Consider the following 14,177-nt stretch of genomic DNA (forward strand, 5'->3'; position numbering starts at 1 on the left):
TTGTTAATTAGAAAAAGGAAGAATTAGAATTGGTAATTAAAACTTAATATCCAGCTGCAGTGAGCCAAATAGAATTTTGCATTTGATTGGGGTTTTACGAATCTTAGTGGTCATTAGTATCGAAATTCAAAACCTAGAACCATGAAGAAGTCACTATTCATAATCGCCTTGTTGTTAGTCAGTCAGTTGATGTACGCGCAATCTCGGTCTAGATCCCGGTCTCGGTCTAGAACTCAAGTTCAAACAGAGTTTGGGGTGATGGGAGGTGTCAACTTCAATTCACCTAAAATCAACGCTTTGAATACTGGGGGGAGTGAATTGTCTGATGTAGGGACTGGTAATATTGGTTTTCATGTAGGAATATATGCGACCATAGACGCTGAACTTTTTGCCATTCAGCCAGAAATATACTACTCCATGCAAGGTGGGAAGTATAAGATCAATAATACGCAAGAACATGAATTCAAATTGAATATGATTCAAATTCCTGTGCTTGGCCGATACAATTTCCTTGAATATTTCCATGCCCTAGCTGGCCCCCAATTCGGTATTCCTATCCAGGCAGAAGTATCTTTTTCTGGTGGTTCAGGCGTAGATGTGAAAGATCAGATCAAAGGATTGGATGTTGCGGCAGTTATTGGCATTGGGCTTACTATTCCAGAATATAATGTGAGTGGTTCGCTCAGGTGGTCGAAAGGATTTTCTGAAATGATAGAAGAAGCAGGAACAAGTGCTGGAAGCGTTACTTCAATGAAAAACTCAATGATTCAAATCTCAGCTTCCTACGCTTTTGGGGATAAATAAAAAGAGAGGTTTCATTTTGAAACCTCTCTTCGTAATATCTTGTGTGTGTTTATATTACTTTTTAGATACTCAAGATTTTAGTCAATCTGATCAGTTCTTCGTTGAGTGGCTTTGACTTAGATATCGCGAGTTTCAAATTAGTGTATGTGATCTTGTTGTCGATTACACCTACCATTACATTTTTCTGGCCATTCATCAAGCCTTCTACTGCGGCTAGCCCAAGTCGCGAAGCAAGAATCCTATCAAAAGCTGTAGGCCCACCACCTCTTTGGATATGACCTAAACTGGTCACCCGTATATCCATCTTAGGTGTTTCTAATTTCACTCTTTCCGCGATTTGCAGCGCACTGCCCTGTTCATCACCTTCAGCTACCACGATGATGGAAGACGTCTTTTTATTGTCTCTGCCTTCTCTGAGTTTCTTGATGACATCATCAATTGTAGTAGAAGTCTCAGGTACCATCACCATCTCGGCTCCACCACCAATACCTGATTGGATGGCGATATAACCGCTGTGACGTCCCATTACCTCAATAAAGAATACTCTGTCGTGCGAGGCCGCTGTGTCTCTAATTTTGTCAATAGCATCAAGAGCCGTGTTTACAGCAGTATCGAATCCGATCGTATAATCTGATCCATACAAATCATTGTCGATTGTTCCTGGCGCACCAACTACCGGAATGCCAAATTCATCATAAAACAAGTTGGCTCCTGTAAATGTGCCGTCACCACCAATGGCCACTAAGCCTTCAATGCCATGTTTCTTGAGATTTTTGTAAGCTTTTTCTCTTCCCTCCTTGGTTCGGAAATCTTCACTTCTTGCTGATTTGAGAATGGTGCCGCCAGTCTGCACGATATTACTTACAGAGTAAGACTCCATTTTTGAAATTTCGCCGCGGATCATCCCATCGTACCCATATTTAATACCATAGACTTCTAGGTCTAGGTAAATGGCACTTCTCACTACAGATCGAATGCAGGCATTCATGCCTGGTGCATCGCCCCCAGAGGTAAATAATGCGATTTTTTTCATAAGGTATTTACTAAAATTTTATACTTCATCCGCCAGGTGTACTATAATAAACTATGACATTGTTCTAGTGCATAGGGCGGGCTTAACCTTTATACCGTTTTTGGGTGTTGTAATGTTTTGGGGATTCAAAGTAAGTCATAAAAAACTAAAATTTCATTAATAATATGCTTGAATTCTGTGATTTCATCTACTCAATGTGTCTAATCTTTTAAAATTTCATATTTTAATCACTTACCGTTCATTTTTGATTTATTTAGCCAATCCTAGTGGATGAAATATGACCAGAAAGAAAATCCTTGTTGTCACCTATTATTGGCCGCCTAGCGGTGGTGGTGGTGTTCAGCGTTGGCTCAAGTTTGTGAAGTACCTACCACAATTCGGATGGGAACCTATCGTATTTACTCCTGAGAGCCCAGAGTTTGATTTGAAAGATGATTCTTTGGACAAGGATATTAGCCCAGACTTGGAAGTACTCAAGTTTCCCATTTGGGAGCCATTTGGTTTATACAAGAAACTTTTTAAAAAGAAAGAGAAACTCAAGCAGGGTATTGTGATTGAAAAGGCAAAAATGTCTTTGGTAGATAAACTGAGTGTTTGGATACGGGCAAATTTGTTTATTCCTGATCCGCGCCGTTTTTGGGTGAAGCCGTCTGTCAAATTTCTATCTTCTTATATAGAAGAACAAAACATCGACGTGGTAGTCACTACAGGGCCACCTCATAGCATGCATTTGATTGGGCTGGGTTTGAAAAATAAATGTAAAGTGAAATGGGTGGCCGATTTCAGAGACCCTTGGTCTGACTGGGATTTATTGGATAAACTGGGTGTGAAGGGTATCGCCAGACGAATGCATCAAAAACTGGAAAGGAAGGTTTTGGCAAATGCAGATCATGTACTTACAGCAAGTCAGGGAATCAAAAAATCTTTATTAGAAAAGAATAGTAAAAGTACTATTTCCGTAATTACCAATGGATTTGATCCAGATGATTATGTAAGCGCAACGTCAGACAACACACAGACTAAATTTAGAATCACCCATTTAGGCCTACTTAATGAGCTGAGAAATCCTGCAGTTCTTTGGGACTGCCTTGAAGAATTGTGCGTGGAAATCCCACACTTTCAAGATGATTTAGAACTTCTGTTGGCTGGTATGGTAAGCGAATCAATTTTGGTGCGGCTTCAATCGTCAGCAGTACTTAGCGCCAGATTTACTCATTTGGATTATATCTCACATCGAGAAGTGTTTAATTATTACAGGGATTCCAATATCCTCTTACTTTTACTCAACCCCAAGGATGAAGAGCAGTTGATTATTCCAGGTAAACTTTTTGAATATCTCCTTATTAAAAAACCAATATTGGCTATTGGTAAAAAGAAAAGCGAAGTGAATGATATATTACAGTCCACTGAAGCAGGTGAAGTTTTTGAAATGGAGGAGAGGCAACAAATCAAAGGTATGATATTCGAGAATTATACTCGATTCCAATCAGGGATTTCAGAAGTGAAAACCAAACAAACCGATCAGTTTTCGAGAAAACACTTAACCAATCAATTGTCTGAGAAGCTCAATGAATTGATTGGTTGAACTAATATAATTACACCACCTAACCAAAATTTTTAGTGATTGACTTAAATTGTAAGCTTTTACCGAAAGGTGAACTGAGGATTATGAGAAATGTCGTAAGATTTTATTGTTTCATTTGCCTTATGCTAGCAGGATGGCCCATTCTTGCTAGTGAAGAAGTGAAAACTCAGACTTCGAGTCAGGCGGATCAATACTTAGATCAATCTTTTCTGACTAATGATTCAGACTCTATTCTGTTTTTTCTCGATTTAGCTGTCTTCCATGCACAACAAGAACAAAACACGGATGCGCTTGTTGAATCTTTGATCGAAAAGGGATTAGAGTTTGTACGCAGACAGCATGGTGATAGTAGTGCATATTATTTTAAAGCGGCTATCAAAGCAGGAGAGTCCCCCGACTTATCCAATAAAATACGCGCTAAACTTCACCATCAATATGGCAACTACATTGGGAATCAAAATGAGTACTTTAAAGCATTGAGCCATCTGGATTCAGCTGGTCAATTGTACTTGGGAGAATCTGATTCAAGCTCATACGCTGATATGTGTTCTCTTCAGGGTGCATTACACGATAATAATGGAAATCTAGGCAAGGCGCTTAGAATGTATTTGAAAGCGTCCAAGATTTATGAGTCCACCAATGATAGTAGCCTTTATGCGGGAGTGATAAACAATGTGGCTATTGTGTACAAAAAGCTTGGAGATATTGAAGGAGCTTTGGAGTATTATGACCGTAGTATAGACTGGAATGCTAGTCTTGATGATGAGGTAGGTATGGCCATTGCATTATTAAACAGGGGGATGTTGTATAAGGATTTGAAGCGATATGATGAGGCATTGCAAGGGGTGAGAGCAGGTTTGCGAGCGTTCGAAAAAAATAAAATGAGTTATGCCATAGCTATTGCTCATCATAATTTATCTGAAATTCATTTGAATATAAACAATTTGGATTCGGTCTTGTATCATGTGGATCAATCAGACGTCATAGCAATTGATTTGCAGTATTGGGGCGTTGTGGTGAGTAATCAGATTGTTTTGGCCAAAGCACTTAAAAGTATGGGACGTGCCGATATTTCTAACAAGTCCGCTTTGAGAGCGTATGAGCTAGCTTCAAATCATGGCTTCCTAGAAAAGTTAGAAGAACTAACAGACTTATTGGCTCAGAACTATGAAACCCTCAATAATCACGAATTAGCACTCCGATATTATAAGGAGCATAAACTACTCAAGGACAGTATATTGAGCAACGAATCTCAAGAACAAATCAATCGATTGCGCACAGAATATGATTTGGAGCAAAAAGAAGAAGATATCAAAGATCTTGAGACGATCAATAATTATCAACGCTCTCTGGCTGAGAAGGAGCATAAGATTAGTCAATTCCTGACTGTTGGGATATTTCTTTCACTACTTGTCGTTGCCTTGTTCTTCTATCTCTACAGAAGACAGAAGGATTTCTCTATGATCCTCTCAGATCAAAAAACTCAGTTGACGGGACTTAATAAGGAAAAAGACGATCTTATCGCGATGGTGGCGCATGACTTGCGTAGCCCTTTGAATAACATCAAAGGATTGCTGGCCATCATAAAAGGGGCAGAGGTGAGCGAACAAGAGCGCATGATTGAGCTAGCCAATCAGTCCACTGATGTGCTGAGAGAAAGAATCAATCAAATTTTAGATGTTGAGGCGATCAACGTTGGAAAAATCAATCTGAAAGTAACCAATGTAAATGTGTCAGAGATTTTAACCAAATTGGTTCATCATATCACGCCTGAAGCGGAGAACAAGCAGATATCATTCTTTGCCAATTCCAGCAAAGACTTGTACTGCAAGGCCGACGAAAATTACTTACTTCAGGTGCTTGAAAACCTCTGCACCAACGCCATAAAGTTCTCCAAGCAGCATTCAGAGATTTTTGTGAAGGTAATTGAACAAGGAAACCATTTAAGGTTTTCTGTTCAGGATCAGGGACAAGGCATCCCTAAATCTGAGATTAAAGAGCTATTCGCCAGATACGCTAAGATTTCAATTCGGCCAACTGAAAATGAAACATCCACTGGACTGGGATTGCCAATCGTAAAAAAATATGTAGAAGCCATGAAGGGAAAAGTATGGTGTGAAAGTGAGGTAGGAGTTGGGAGTACTTTTTTCATTGACCTGCCCAAGGCATAAATGAAGAAAGGTCAGCCCAATTTTTGAGCTGACCTTTCTTCGAGGTTCAATATCACTTATACTTCCTCTTTTTTGTTCAGCATAAGCATTTCACCTAAGTTGATTTCTGTGATGTATTTGGTTACCCCATCTTTTTCATACTTTCTGTTTACCAGCTTGCCTTGAATGGCGATTTCGCTTCCTTTTTTCAGATAGCCTTCGATCACCTCAGCTTTCTTCCCCCAGGCCACAATGTTGTGCCATTGCGTATCAGTCACTTTCTCACCTTTATTATTGTAATAGGTTTCATTGGTGGCCATAGAGAAAGCAGTCATTTTCTTACCACTGTCGAAAGTCCTCAGTTCTGGATCGTTGCCTAATCTGCCAATTAATTGCACGTTGTTTTTTAAAGTAGTCATAATTTTAAAAGTTAAGTTTTAATAATGTTTCACCTGATGGCAGATGAATTTGTCGATTGACATGGCAAATATGAAAATGGCGAACCACAGAAGTCGGTTAATAAGTGCTTGTAACCGTTTGTAGTCGTTTATTATTGGATATCTTTCAGTATTTCAGTACTTTAAAAAAATGAAGGAAAATACCGACCAACGCCTTTGTGCAGAATGTGAGCGCCCACTTTTTGGCAGGACAGATAAGAAATTTTGTTCGGATGCCTGTCGAAATGCTTACAATAATAGAGTCAATGCAGACGCTACCAATTTTGTAAGAAATGTAAATAACGCATTGCGAAAGAATCGTAGAATTCTTTTAGAGTTGAATGTAGGCGACCATGCAAGCGTGCATCGCGACCAACTCCTCCGTGCTGGTTTCGATTTTGATTATCATACCAATACACGTGAGACAAAATCGGGCGAAATGTTTTATTACTGCTATGATCAGGGGTATCAGGTACTAGAAGATGGCCACGTGCTTTTGCTTGTTAAGCCAGAGGATTAAAAAGTAACAGACTGTCCAGGTTGATCAAAAATAATTGCATTTGGCAGGAAGTTTTTGATCTTAGCTAGCGACTGTGGATTATAGTTGTCTGGCACATGTACGGCTACTACTTTTTTGGCGGCTATGTGTTGTTTTACAAATTCAGCACCATAAAAATTGGTCATATACCAAAACGGAACAAAAGCAATATCTATCTCTTCAAAATCTAATTTCAATTCTTCAAATCTATCTGTATCCATATCTGCATCTCCAAGGTGCAATATTTTTTTACCATTGATTTCAATCAGATAAATCAAGTCCTGCACTTTAGCATTGCTCTTGCCCGCATGCCTTGAATAAGCTGCCTTTACAGTGAGCCCTTCTTGAGTATAAGTTTTCCACGATCTAGACAGTGGAAAGGTTAATGTACGATCATGAATACTTTCGAAATTGACCATCACGGCTTCAATGGAGTCCACGACCTGAGGCGTAGCCAGACAATTCAATTTCTTATTGGTAAACAGCAGTTTTCCAATTTGTTGTGGGCTAAAGTGATCAGGATGAGCATGTGTGGCCAGTGCTAGTGAAAGATTGTTGTATGGAGGCCTTTCTGCAACCATGGCATCCAACTGGGCACTTTCAGGAGTTAGAAATCTTCCTTTGCCATCAGTAAAAAAAGCATCAATCAATATCTTGCTACTACCGGACTGAATCAGCACGCCACTGTTGGCAATATATGTAGCTTTTTGACTGAAGACTGAAAATGAAAAAATGAAAAGAAATGCTAGGAATGTGCTTCTCAAATACCGCATGCACTAATTAAGTTTATTTAACATTAGTTGTTAGTATGACAAATTTAATAGAATTCAGAATCTTAAAAACTCCAGTGAGTATCAGATACGTTAAAATTCTACACTTTCGCCTTCTTCCATGAATACAACGGCGTTAGGGAAGTTTTCCCTAATTTTTTGCAAAGATTTTGGATCTCCCACTTTTGGATAGTGAATAGCAATCAGTTTATTTGGCTTGATTTGGTTTTTGATAATGTCGATCCCAGGGGAGTAGGCCAAATACCAATAGGGAATTAAGGCAACATCAATTGGAGGCTTAGACATCTGTAATTGTGAAAAGTGAGATGGGTCCATTTCCGAATCCCCTAAGTGCAATATTTTTTTGCCATCTACATGGATGAGATAGATTTGATTGTCGACTTTATAGTTTTGTTGGCCACCATGGCGTACATAAGCAGTCTGGATGCTGACACCTTTTAAGAACAATGATTGCCATCCCATTTTTGATATTATACCATTTAGTCTTGGGTTCAATGTTTCAATATTTCTGTTGCTTTTAGCTATTGAATCTATGGCTTGATTAGGGCAGATGAGTTCAGTCTCACTGTGAGACTTTAAAAATCTATAGACCATTTCAGGATTGAAATGATCCAAATGTGCGTGAGTGACCAAGAGAAGATCCACTACTTGAAAAGGAGACTCTTTGGCATTCAACTGCCTGATTGTTTGTTCGCTGGGCGAACTGTAGTCTTTATAGTAATCATCAAAAATGGCATCAATCAAAATACTTTTACTCGTGGACTGAATAAGAATTCCTTCGTTGGCGATATAATTGATAGTGTGCTGTGCGAAGGCAGGAATAAACTTTCCAAGAAGAATGATCAGAAAAATGATACGATTCATAGTATTGGGTTTGATAATTGAAAAAGTAATTTAGTTAAACTGCGCAAAGTATTATTTGTAATAAGTCTAAATAAGAACTAGCTTTGCATCGTGATCCACGAGATATATCATACAACAAACGGTAAAATTCTTCAAAACGATAGAGACAATCGTTTTTACCTTGAGTACAAGGGGAAGGAATATCGTATGGCAGTTTGTGCATTGATTGCTTTCAAGGCCAAGTTGGATCAGTTGAATGTGGAAGAAATGCTCCTAAGTGATGCCTCCTTCAGCGCCATTGAAATCATCCCACTTTGCAACAAGGAGCATCTTTTGGTATTGACCTTGGATGAAATCATTGAAATGAAAGACCTTATCCCAGGCACTTTAGTGATGCTGGAACTCAACAGTATCGTACAACAACGCCTCGTTCGAGCGTTGGTTTAGCCAAATATCTTCTGTAAGTCTAAATTAGACTAGTTCTAAATTCCGATTTGTCAGAACTATTTTCACTTCATTTAGTTACCTATAGTATATATTTATATTGAATAAGGGTAGAAATTGGCATTTCAAGTTCAACCCTTATAAACATAAAATACGTGGACATGAAAGATCTAATGAGACAAAAAGTAGCTATTCAAGACAGTGTCATGAGTATGCTCAATAAGCAAGTGAAGTTGGAAGCACAATCATCTGCAGCCTATTTGGCCATGGCGGCATGGTGTGACCAGCATGGGTATGATCATAGTGCTCAGTTTTTTTACGAACAAAGCAATGAAGAGAGAGGCCACATGCTCAAGTTGTTTCACTATGTCAGTGATATGGGAGGACAGCCCATGGTGGCAACAGTAGATGCACCACAGAATGAATTCAGCTCATTGAGAGAAGTTTTTGAGTTGGCATTAGAAAGCGAAATCAACGTAACAGAATCCATAAATCAAATCGTAGCTGCTTGCAGAAAAGCGAATGATTTTGCCACTGAAAACTTCATGCAATGGTTTGTGAAGGAGCAAGTAGAGGAGGAATTTGTGGCTAGAAGAGCGTTAGAGTTCTTCGACATGTTAGGAGAAGACCCTGCGTCATTGTTGCTCATCGACGAGCGAATTTTGAAAATAAAATACACAGAGGAGTAAAAGATATTCCCCTTAATAAAGGTAAACCCAGCTTGGAAATCCAGGCTGGGTTTTATTTTTATTAAACCTTAAATAGTAAAAACTGATGGTGATTTTTTCTCCTACTCCAAAGTCATCAAATTATAGTAATTGAACAACTTGATCATATCCTCTTCATTAGTGAGTACCAGTTTATGCTCTTTGATATAACGAGATATTTCCCTTTGGAAGCCATTGTCAAGCTGCCTAAGCATCTCATTCTTCTCCGCGCTAAGAGAATAGACCTGATTGTCGATAAGAATAAAGAATGGAGGATATTCCATCTCTTCATAAGCGCTGAAGTTCAAACCCTCGCGATAAAGCAATGTAGCTTGTCCTTCTGCCAATATTTTAAATAAATATTGTTTTTGATTGAGTCCGAATGATCCAGAGTGGTACAATTCTACATCACCCGTAGCATGGTCTATTACAGCAACTTTGTCGATTTGACTAGAAGGGTAATGCATAATGTCATTCCCCGATCTGATGATGGCATCTTCATAGACAAGGTTGATGTCTGTATCACCAAAAATTGTTTTACCATGACTGATGATATACTCATCTTTGTCACGTACCATTTTGTTTGAATCACCCTTAGCCATCTGAAAGGATAGTAAGGTAAGAATAAGAGTAACTGATTTCATGAGCTGGTCGAATAGTGTTGTGCTCAAAATAACGTATTTTATTCTTGCAGTTCTACATCAACTAATAGACTTAATGATTTAATAAACGGGCGGCGTAGCCCGTTTACCTTGGCGTTACAATGGTTTAACCAGGAAGTAACTTTAGAGTGGCTAAGTTTCTTTTAATTAAGTTGAAACATGATGCCTAAGTTGGCCACAAAATGTCCTTCTTCAGACATTTTGTGCCATTTAGCTTGGGTGTTGATGGCAACTTTTTCACTTAAAGGAAACATTGCTCCCATTCCTAGATTGAAAGCATTGTCAGTTTCAGAATCTTTTTCAGTAAATCCAAATAAAGAAATTTCGGCAGTAACCTTTACATTTGAATAACCAAGAAGTCCATAAACTTGGACGGCGTCAGATAGAAAATAATACCTTAAATCAAAATCAATGGTACTGACCCAAACTTCAGCGTCAATAGTAAATCCATCCTCAGAGAATGTGGCATTTTGCTTAGCATACTGAGAATAGCCCAACGCCAGTCCAATATCTTCACCGACTAAATATTCGGCGCCGAGATTGAACCCCAATGCACCTTTAGAATCGCTAAAGTCTTCTTCGACACCAAATTTTGAACCGTAGGTAAGGCCTCCGTTGACTCTAAAGGTTCCTTTTTCTTGTGCCTCAACTGTTTCTAGTGAGATTGTGATAAGCACTAAGCTTATGAGGGTGTATCTTTTGAATTTCATATTGGTTGATTTTTGTTCTTGTGTTAGGAATTTGATTGATCAATTTATTGGTTTTAAAATTTGTTCCATGGCCTTTTGAGCCTCACCAACTGGAAGTAGGCACGATTTGTTTTCACAAACGTAAATGAGCGTCTGCCCCTCAGATAACTTTCCATCTAGTAGTTCAAGAGTCCCTTCCGTGGCACCACCAAGAAGAATTTTGTTAGGAACGAACGGTTTAGCTAGTGCCAATTTTTTCGTTTGGGCTTCTTTTCCTACCACAGCAATTTCGAAATGCTGCTGCCCCATGAGTCCATACAAACGAGCCCAGTTGCTATAGAACGATGGCTGTTCGGCAAACTCCCTTTCCATATTGGCAACCATCTGAATGGCTCTATTCAGGTCGTTTGGGTTGTAATAAAACTGGCCCAACAGATAAAGCGCTTCTGCCATGGCTGAGTTGGAAGCCGGGATCACATTATCCGACAATTCCATTTTTCTTGCGATCAATTTCTCGTCTTGATCTGAGGTGTAAAAGTACATTTGAGTTTTTTCATCTGAGAAATGTAGATTCACGTATTCCTTTAATTTTTTGGCTTCTGCCAGCCATAATTCATCAAAAGTCGCCTCATACAATTTGGTAAAAGCTAGTATAGTAAATGCATAATCATCTAAGAATCCACTGATGGTTGATTGTCCACCTTTGTAGTTTCTAAGCAACTGACCATCTTCTTGAATTTGGCTAGTTCCGACAAATTTGCCAGCTTTCAAGGCTCTTTCTAAATAGTCCTCATTTTGTAAAGCAAAGTACGCGTCCACCAGTCCAATGATCATCAACCCATTCCAGGAGGTTAGTGTTTTGTCATCAAGTCCCGGGCGAATACGGCCATTCCGAGCGCTCATCATTTTAGTCTTAGTAGCCTCTATTTGAATTTTAACCTCAGACTCGGAAAGGCTGAATTCGTCGGACAGTGCTTTTATTGATTTTTTTCGCTCTAGGATATTTTGCCCCTCAAAATTCCCTTTTTTGGAAACCCCATAATAGGTTTTAAATAATTCAGAATCACTACCTAAAATTTGATCAATCTCTTTCTCAGACCACACGTAGAACTTCCCTTCTTCACCCTCGCTATCAGCATCCAGTGAAGAGTAAAATCCACCAGATTGATCAGATAATTCACGATTACAAAACGCTATGGTCTCTCTGACGGCTTGCTCATACTTTTCATCTCCAAAGACCTGATAGGCATGGCTATATAAGCTGATCAATTGAGCATTGTCATAGAGCATTTTTTCGAAATGAGGCACCGTCCATGTTTCATCCACGGAGTAGCGTGCAAATCCACCTCCCAGATGATCATAGATACCGCCATCAGCCATGCCGTCTAAAGTTGTTTTGAGAGCTGCTTTAATATCTTCATTGGGTTGATAGTAGTCTTGTGCGAGCAAGAACTCGTAGATGACTGGCATGGGGAACTTAGGGGCTCCTTGTCGTCCGCCATATTTCTGGTCAATTGATGAAATTACTTTTTGTCCTGCTAGCGCATAAAATGTAGAGTCAAATGGTGTTCCAGACTCATTTAGTTCGGGCACTTCTAACTGACTGATACCCTCAGTAATCTTTTCTGCTTGTTCCAGCATTTTTCCAGGCTGTGTGCGATACATTTCTGCAAAGTAGTCCACCACCTTTCCCCAGTTTTCTTTTGGGAAATAGGTGCCTGCAAAAACTGGCCTTCCGTCGGGCAGCGTGATCACATTGAGTGGCCAGCCGCCACGACCAGTCATCAACTGAGCGGCATCCATATAAATCTGATCAATGTCTGGCCGCTCTTCACGGTCTACTTTGATAGAGATATAATGGGCATTCATCTTGGCGGCAATAGTTGAATCTTCAAACGATTCATGCTCCATCACATGACACCAATGACAGGCTGCATAGCCAATACTAATGATCATCAGTTTGTCCTCGCGCTTAGCCAGATCGAGTGCCACTTCACCCCAAGGAAACCAATCGACTGGATTGTGCGCATGCTGGAGAAGGTAAGGACTCGTTTCTGATATTAAATGATTGGTGTGTTTGTGTTCTTGTCCCATGTTTTGCGTGCAAGCGTAGGTGGATAGTACCACCATCAATAATAAAACGAGTCCTTTGTGCATATCAGTCTTCTACCGTGATCAGGAAGTAGTTTTTCTTGCCCTTCTGAGCAAGCAAGTATTTGTCATTAAGCAATTTGAAATCTGCGGCTTGGTTTTCACTTTCCAGCTTCGTCTTATTGATGCTTACACCTCCACCCTTTATCATTCTACGTGCTTCACCTTTTGAAGTGAAAACAATACCATTACTTTCTTCTGAAAGCAAATCAGTTACATTTTGTGAATGAGCAAAAGTGCTTTTAGAAATTGATGTCTGTGGCACGCCTTCAAACACAGAAAGGAAGGTGTCTTCATCCAAAGATTCCAAATCCTCAGTAGTGGACTTACCAAATAGTATCCCAGAGGCTTTGATAGCCATGTTGTAATCTTCTTCAGAGTGTACGCGAGTAGTAATATCCTTCCCAAGTTCTTGCTGCAGCTTTCTCATGTGAGGTGCTTCTTTGTGCTCAGCAATCAATGCATCTATTTCTTCCTTATTTTTCAAAGTGAAGATTTTGATATAATTCGAAGCATCTTCATCAGATGAATTCAACCAGTATTGATAGAATTTGTAGGGTGAGGTCAGTTTCTTGTCTAACCAAACATTGCCCCCTTCAGTTTTTCCGAATTTGGTTCCATCCGCTTTTTTGATCAATGGCGTGGTGATCGCCCAGGCTTCACCTTGTCCTTTTCTTCTAATCAGTTCTGTTCCAGTTACAATATTTCCCCACTGGTCGGAGCCACCTAACTGCACCTTGCAGTTTTTGTTGTTGTACAACCACCAGAAGTCATAGCCTTGTACCAATTGGTAACTAAATTCTGTGAAAGACATACCTGATTCCAAGCGGCTTTTGACCGAATCTTTAGCCATCATATAGTTGACGGAAATGTGCTTTCCCACATCTCTAATGAAATCAAGGAAATTAAAATTTTTGAACCAGTCGTAATTATTGACCATTTCGGCTGAGTTGTCTCCACAGTCGAAATCAAGAAATTGCTCCAATTGTTTTCTGACGCATTCCAAATTGTGATTCAGAATATCTTCAGATAATAAATTTCTTTCTGCTGATTTCCCGGAAGGGTCTCCTACCATGCCAGTAGCACCACCTACCAGGGCATAGGGTTTATGTCCTGCTTTTTGAAAATGGACTAAAGTCATGATCTGAACTAAACTACCAATATGAAGGGAATCTGCAGTCGGATCAAAACCGATATAGGCAGCAGTCATCTCTTTATTTAGTTGGTCTTGTACACCGGGCATCATGTCGTGTATCATGCCCCTCCATTTCAATTCTTCAACAAAATCCTTAGTCATTGTAATCTGATTGTTTTTCAATAAGTTGACAAAGATAGAGGGTTCA

14 protein-coding genes are annotated in these 14,177 nt (G+C 39.5%); 6 read left to right on the forward strand and 8 right to left on the reverse strand.

All coding sequences use genetic code 11. The annotated features are described in order from the left end of the window. Positions 1 to 141 precede the first annotated feature (141 nt). The gene (locus B9A58_RS15805; protein ID WP_084373838.1) at positions 142 to 804 is read left to right on the forward strand and encodes a porin family protein; all 663 of its coding nucleotides are present in this window, start codon (positions 142 to 144) and stop codon (positions 802 to 804) included. 61 nt (positions 805 to 865) lie between these two features. On the opposite strand, the gene pfkA is transcribed toward B9A58_RS15805, so the two are convergent. Beyond that, a complete protein-coding gene (gene pfkA, locus B9A58_RS15810; RefSeq protein WP_084373839.1) occupies positions 866 to 1,837 on the reverse strand; it encodes a 6-phosphofructokinase in 972 nt (323 codons plus the stop codon). 277 nt (positions 1,838 to 2,114) lie between these two features. Between pfkA and B9A58_RS15815 the strand changes: the two genes are divergently transcribed. Both B9A58_RS15815 and B9A58_RS15820 read left to right on the forward strand, forming a co-directional pair. After that, positions 2,115 to 3,422 carry a glycosyltransferase family 4 protein gene (locus tag B9A58_RS15815; RefSeq protein ID WP_084373840.1) on the forward strand — a complete coding sequence of 436 codons (1,308 nt, stop codon included), beginning with the start codon at positions 2,115 to 2,117 and terminating at the stop codon, positions 3,420 to 3,422. A gap of 83 nt (positions 3,423 to 3,505) precedes the next feature. Then, the gene (locus B9A58_RS15820; RefSeq protein ID WP_084373841.1) at positions 3,506 to 5,593 is read left to right on the forward strand and encodes an ATP-binding protein; all 2,088 of its coding nucleotides are present in this window, start codon (positions 3,506 to 3,508) and stop codon (positions 5,591 to 5,593) included. A 56-nt stretch (positions 5,594 to 5,649) separates the two neighbouring features. Here B9A58_RS15820 and B9A58_RS15825 read toward each other — a convergent pair whose 3' ends face one another. Beyond that, the gene (locus B9A58_RS15825; RefSeq protein ID WP_084373842.1) at positions 5,650 to 5,991 is read right to left on the reverse strand and encodes a single-stranded DNA-binding protein; all 342 of its coding nucleotides are present in this window, start codon (positions 5,989 to 5,991) and stop codon (positions 5,650 to 5,652) included. A 169-nt stretch (positions 5,992 to 6,160) separates the two neighbouring features. Here B9A58_RS15825 and B9A58_RS15830 point away from each other — a divergent pair, with 169 nt between their 5' ends. Then, on the forward strand, positions 6,161 to 6,529 hold the full coding sequence (locus B9A58_RS15830; RefSeq protein WP_084373843.1) for a hypothetical protein: 369 nt from the start codon (positions 6,161 to 6,163) through the stop codon (positions 6,527 to 6,529). On the opposite strand, the gene B9A58_RS15835 is transcribed toward B9A58_RS15830, so the two are convergent. Together B9A58_RS15835 and B9A58_RS15840 are read right to left on the reverse strand one after the other, a co-directional pair. Beyond that, a complete protein-coding gene (locus B9A58_RS15835) occupies positions 6,526 to 7,320 on the reverse strand; it encodes an MBL fold metallo-hydrolase (protein ID WP_084373844.1) in 795 nt (264 codons plus the stop codon). The two genes, B9A58_RS15830 and B9A58_RS15835, sit on opposite strands and share 4 nt — an antisense overlap. Before the next feature lie 90 nt (positions 7,321 to 7,410). After that, positions 7,411 to 8,202, reverse strand: coding sequence for an MBL fold metallo-hydrolase (locus tag B9A58_RS15840; protein WP_084373845.1), 792 nt, complete (start codon positions 8,200 to 8,202; stop codon positions 7,411 to 7,413). A 90-nt stretch (positions 8,203 to 8,292) separates the two neighbouring features. On the opposite strand from B9A58_RS15840, the gene B9A58_RS15845 reads away from it, so the two are divergent. Both B9A58_RS15845 and B9A58_RS15850 read left to right on the forward strand, forming a co-directional pair. Then, entirely contained in the window at positions 8,293 to 8,628 is a 336-nt protein-coding gene (locus tag B9A58_RS15845) for a hypothetical protein (protein ID WP_139793930.1), read from the forward strand. A gap of 158 nt (positions 8,629 to 8,786) precedes the next feature. Continuing rightward, a complete protein-coding gene (locus B9A58_RS15850) occupies positions 8,787 to 9,314 on the forward strand; it encodes a ferritin (protein ID WP_084373847.1) in 528 nt (175 codons plus the stop codon). Between the two features lie 101 nt (positions 9,315 to 9,415). On the opposite strand, the gene B9A58_RS15855 is transcribed toward B9A58_RS15850, so the two are convergent. The 4 genes from B9A58_RS15855 to tyrS all read right to left on the reverse strand — a co-directional run bounded on the left by B9A58_RS15855 (position 9,416) and on the right by tyrS (position 14,131). Then, the gene (locus B9A58_RS15855; RefSeq protein ID WP_139793931.1) at positions 9,416 to 10,003 is read right to left on the reverse strand and encodes a hypothetical protein; all 588 of its coding nucleotides are present in this window, start codon (positions 10,001 to 10,003) and stop codon (positions 9,416 to 9,418) included. Positions 10,004 to 10,137: 134 nt separating this feature from the next. Then, the gene (locus tag B9A58_RS15860) at positions 10,138 to 10,704 is read right to left on the reverse strand and encodes a porin family protein (protein WP_084373849.1); all 567 of its coding nucleotides are present in this window, start codon (positions 10,702 to 10,704) and stop codon (positions 10,138 to 10,140) included. A gap of 39 nt (positions 10,705 to 10,743) precedes the next feature. After that, positions 10,744 to 12,840, reverse strand: a complete 2,097-nt coding sequence (locus B9A58_RS15865; RefSeq protein WP_084373850.1) for a thioredoxin domain-containing protein — start codon at positions 12,838 to 12,840, stop codon at positions 10,744 to 10,746. 1 nt (position 12,841) lies between these two features. Further along, positions 12,842 to 14,131 (reverse strand): tyrosine--tRNA ligase, encoded by a 1,290-nt coding sequence (gene tyrS, locus B9A58_RS15870; protein ID WP_084373851.1) that lies wholly within the window; start codon positions 14,129 to 14,131, stop codon positions 12,842 to 12,844. Positions 14,132 to 14,177 lie beyond the last annotated feature (46 nt).

This window comes from Reichenbachiella faecimaris (assembly GCF_900176375.1).
Classification (GTDB): Bacteria; Bacteroidota; Bacteroidia; order Cytophagales; family Cyclobacteriaceae; genus Reichenbachiella; species Reichenbachiella faecimaris.

Bases quoted from the DNA above. Each gene is read 5' to 3' on its own strand.
- B9A58_RS15805 (WP_084373838.1), top strand. From the start codon at position 142: ATGAAGAAGTCACTATTCATAATCGCCTTGTTGTTAGTCAGTCAGTTG.
- pfkA (WP_084373839.1), bottom strand. From the start codon at position 1,837: ATGAAAAAAATCGCATTATTTACCTCTGGGGGCGATGCACCAGGCATG.
- B9A58_RS15815 (WP_084373840.1), top strand. From the start codon at position 2,115: ATGACCAGAAAGAAAATCCTTGTTGTCACCTATTATTGGCCGCCTAGC.
- B9A58_RS15820 (WP_084373841.1), top strand. From the start codon at position 3,506: ATGAGAAATGTCGTAAGATTTTATTGTTTCATTTGCCTTATGCTAGCA.
- B9A58_RS15825 (WP_084373842.1), bottom strand. From the start codon at position 5,991: ATGACTACTTTAAAAAACAACGTGCAATTAATTGGCAGATTAGGCAAC.
- B9A58_RS15830 (WP_084373843.1), top strand. From the start codon at position 6,161: ATGAAGGAAAATACCGACCAACGCCTTTGTGCAGAATGTGAGCGCCCA.
- B9A58_RS15835 (WP_084373844.1), bottom strand. From the start codon at position 7,320: ATGCGGTATTTGAGAAGCACATTCCTAGCATTTCTTTTCATTTTTTCA.
- B9A58_RS15840 (WP_084373845.1), bottom strand. From the start codon at position 8,202: ATGAATCGTATCATTTTTCTGATCATTCTTCTTGGAAAGTTTATTCCT.
- B9A58_RS15850 (WP_084373847.1), top strand. From the start codon at position 8,787: ATGAAAGATCTAATGAGACAAAAAGTAGCTATTCAAGACAGTGTCATG.
- B9A58_RS15860 (WP_084373849.1), bottom strand. From the start codon at position 10,704: ATGAAATTCAAAAGATACACCCTCATAAGCTTAGTGCTTATCACAATC.
- B9A58_RS15865 (WP_084373850.1), bottom strand. From the start codon at position 12,840: ATGCACAAAGGACTCGTTTTATTATTGATGGTGGTACTATCCACCTAC.
- tyrS (WP_084373851.1), bottom strand. From the start codon at position 14,131: ATGACTAAGGATTTTGTTGAAGAATTGAAATGGAGGGGCATGATACAC.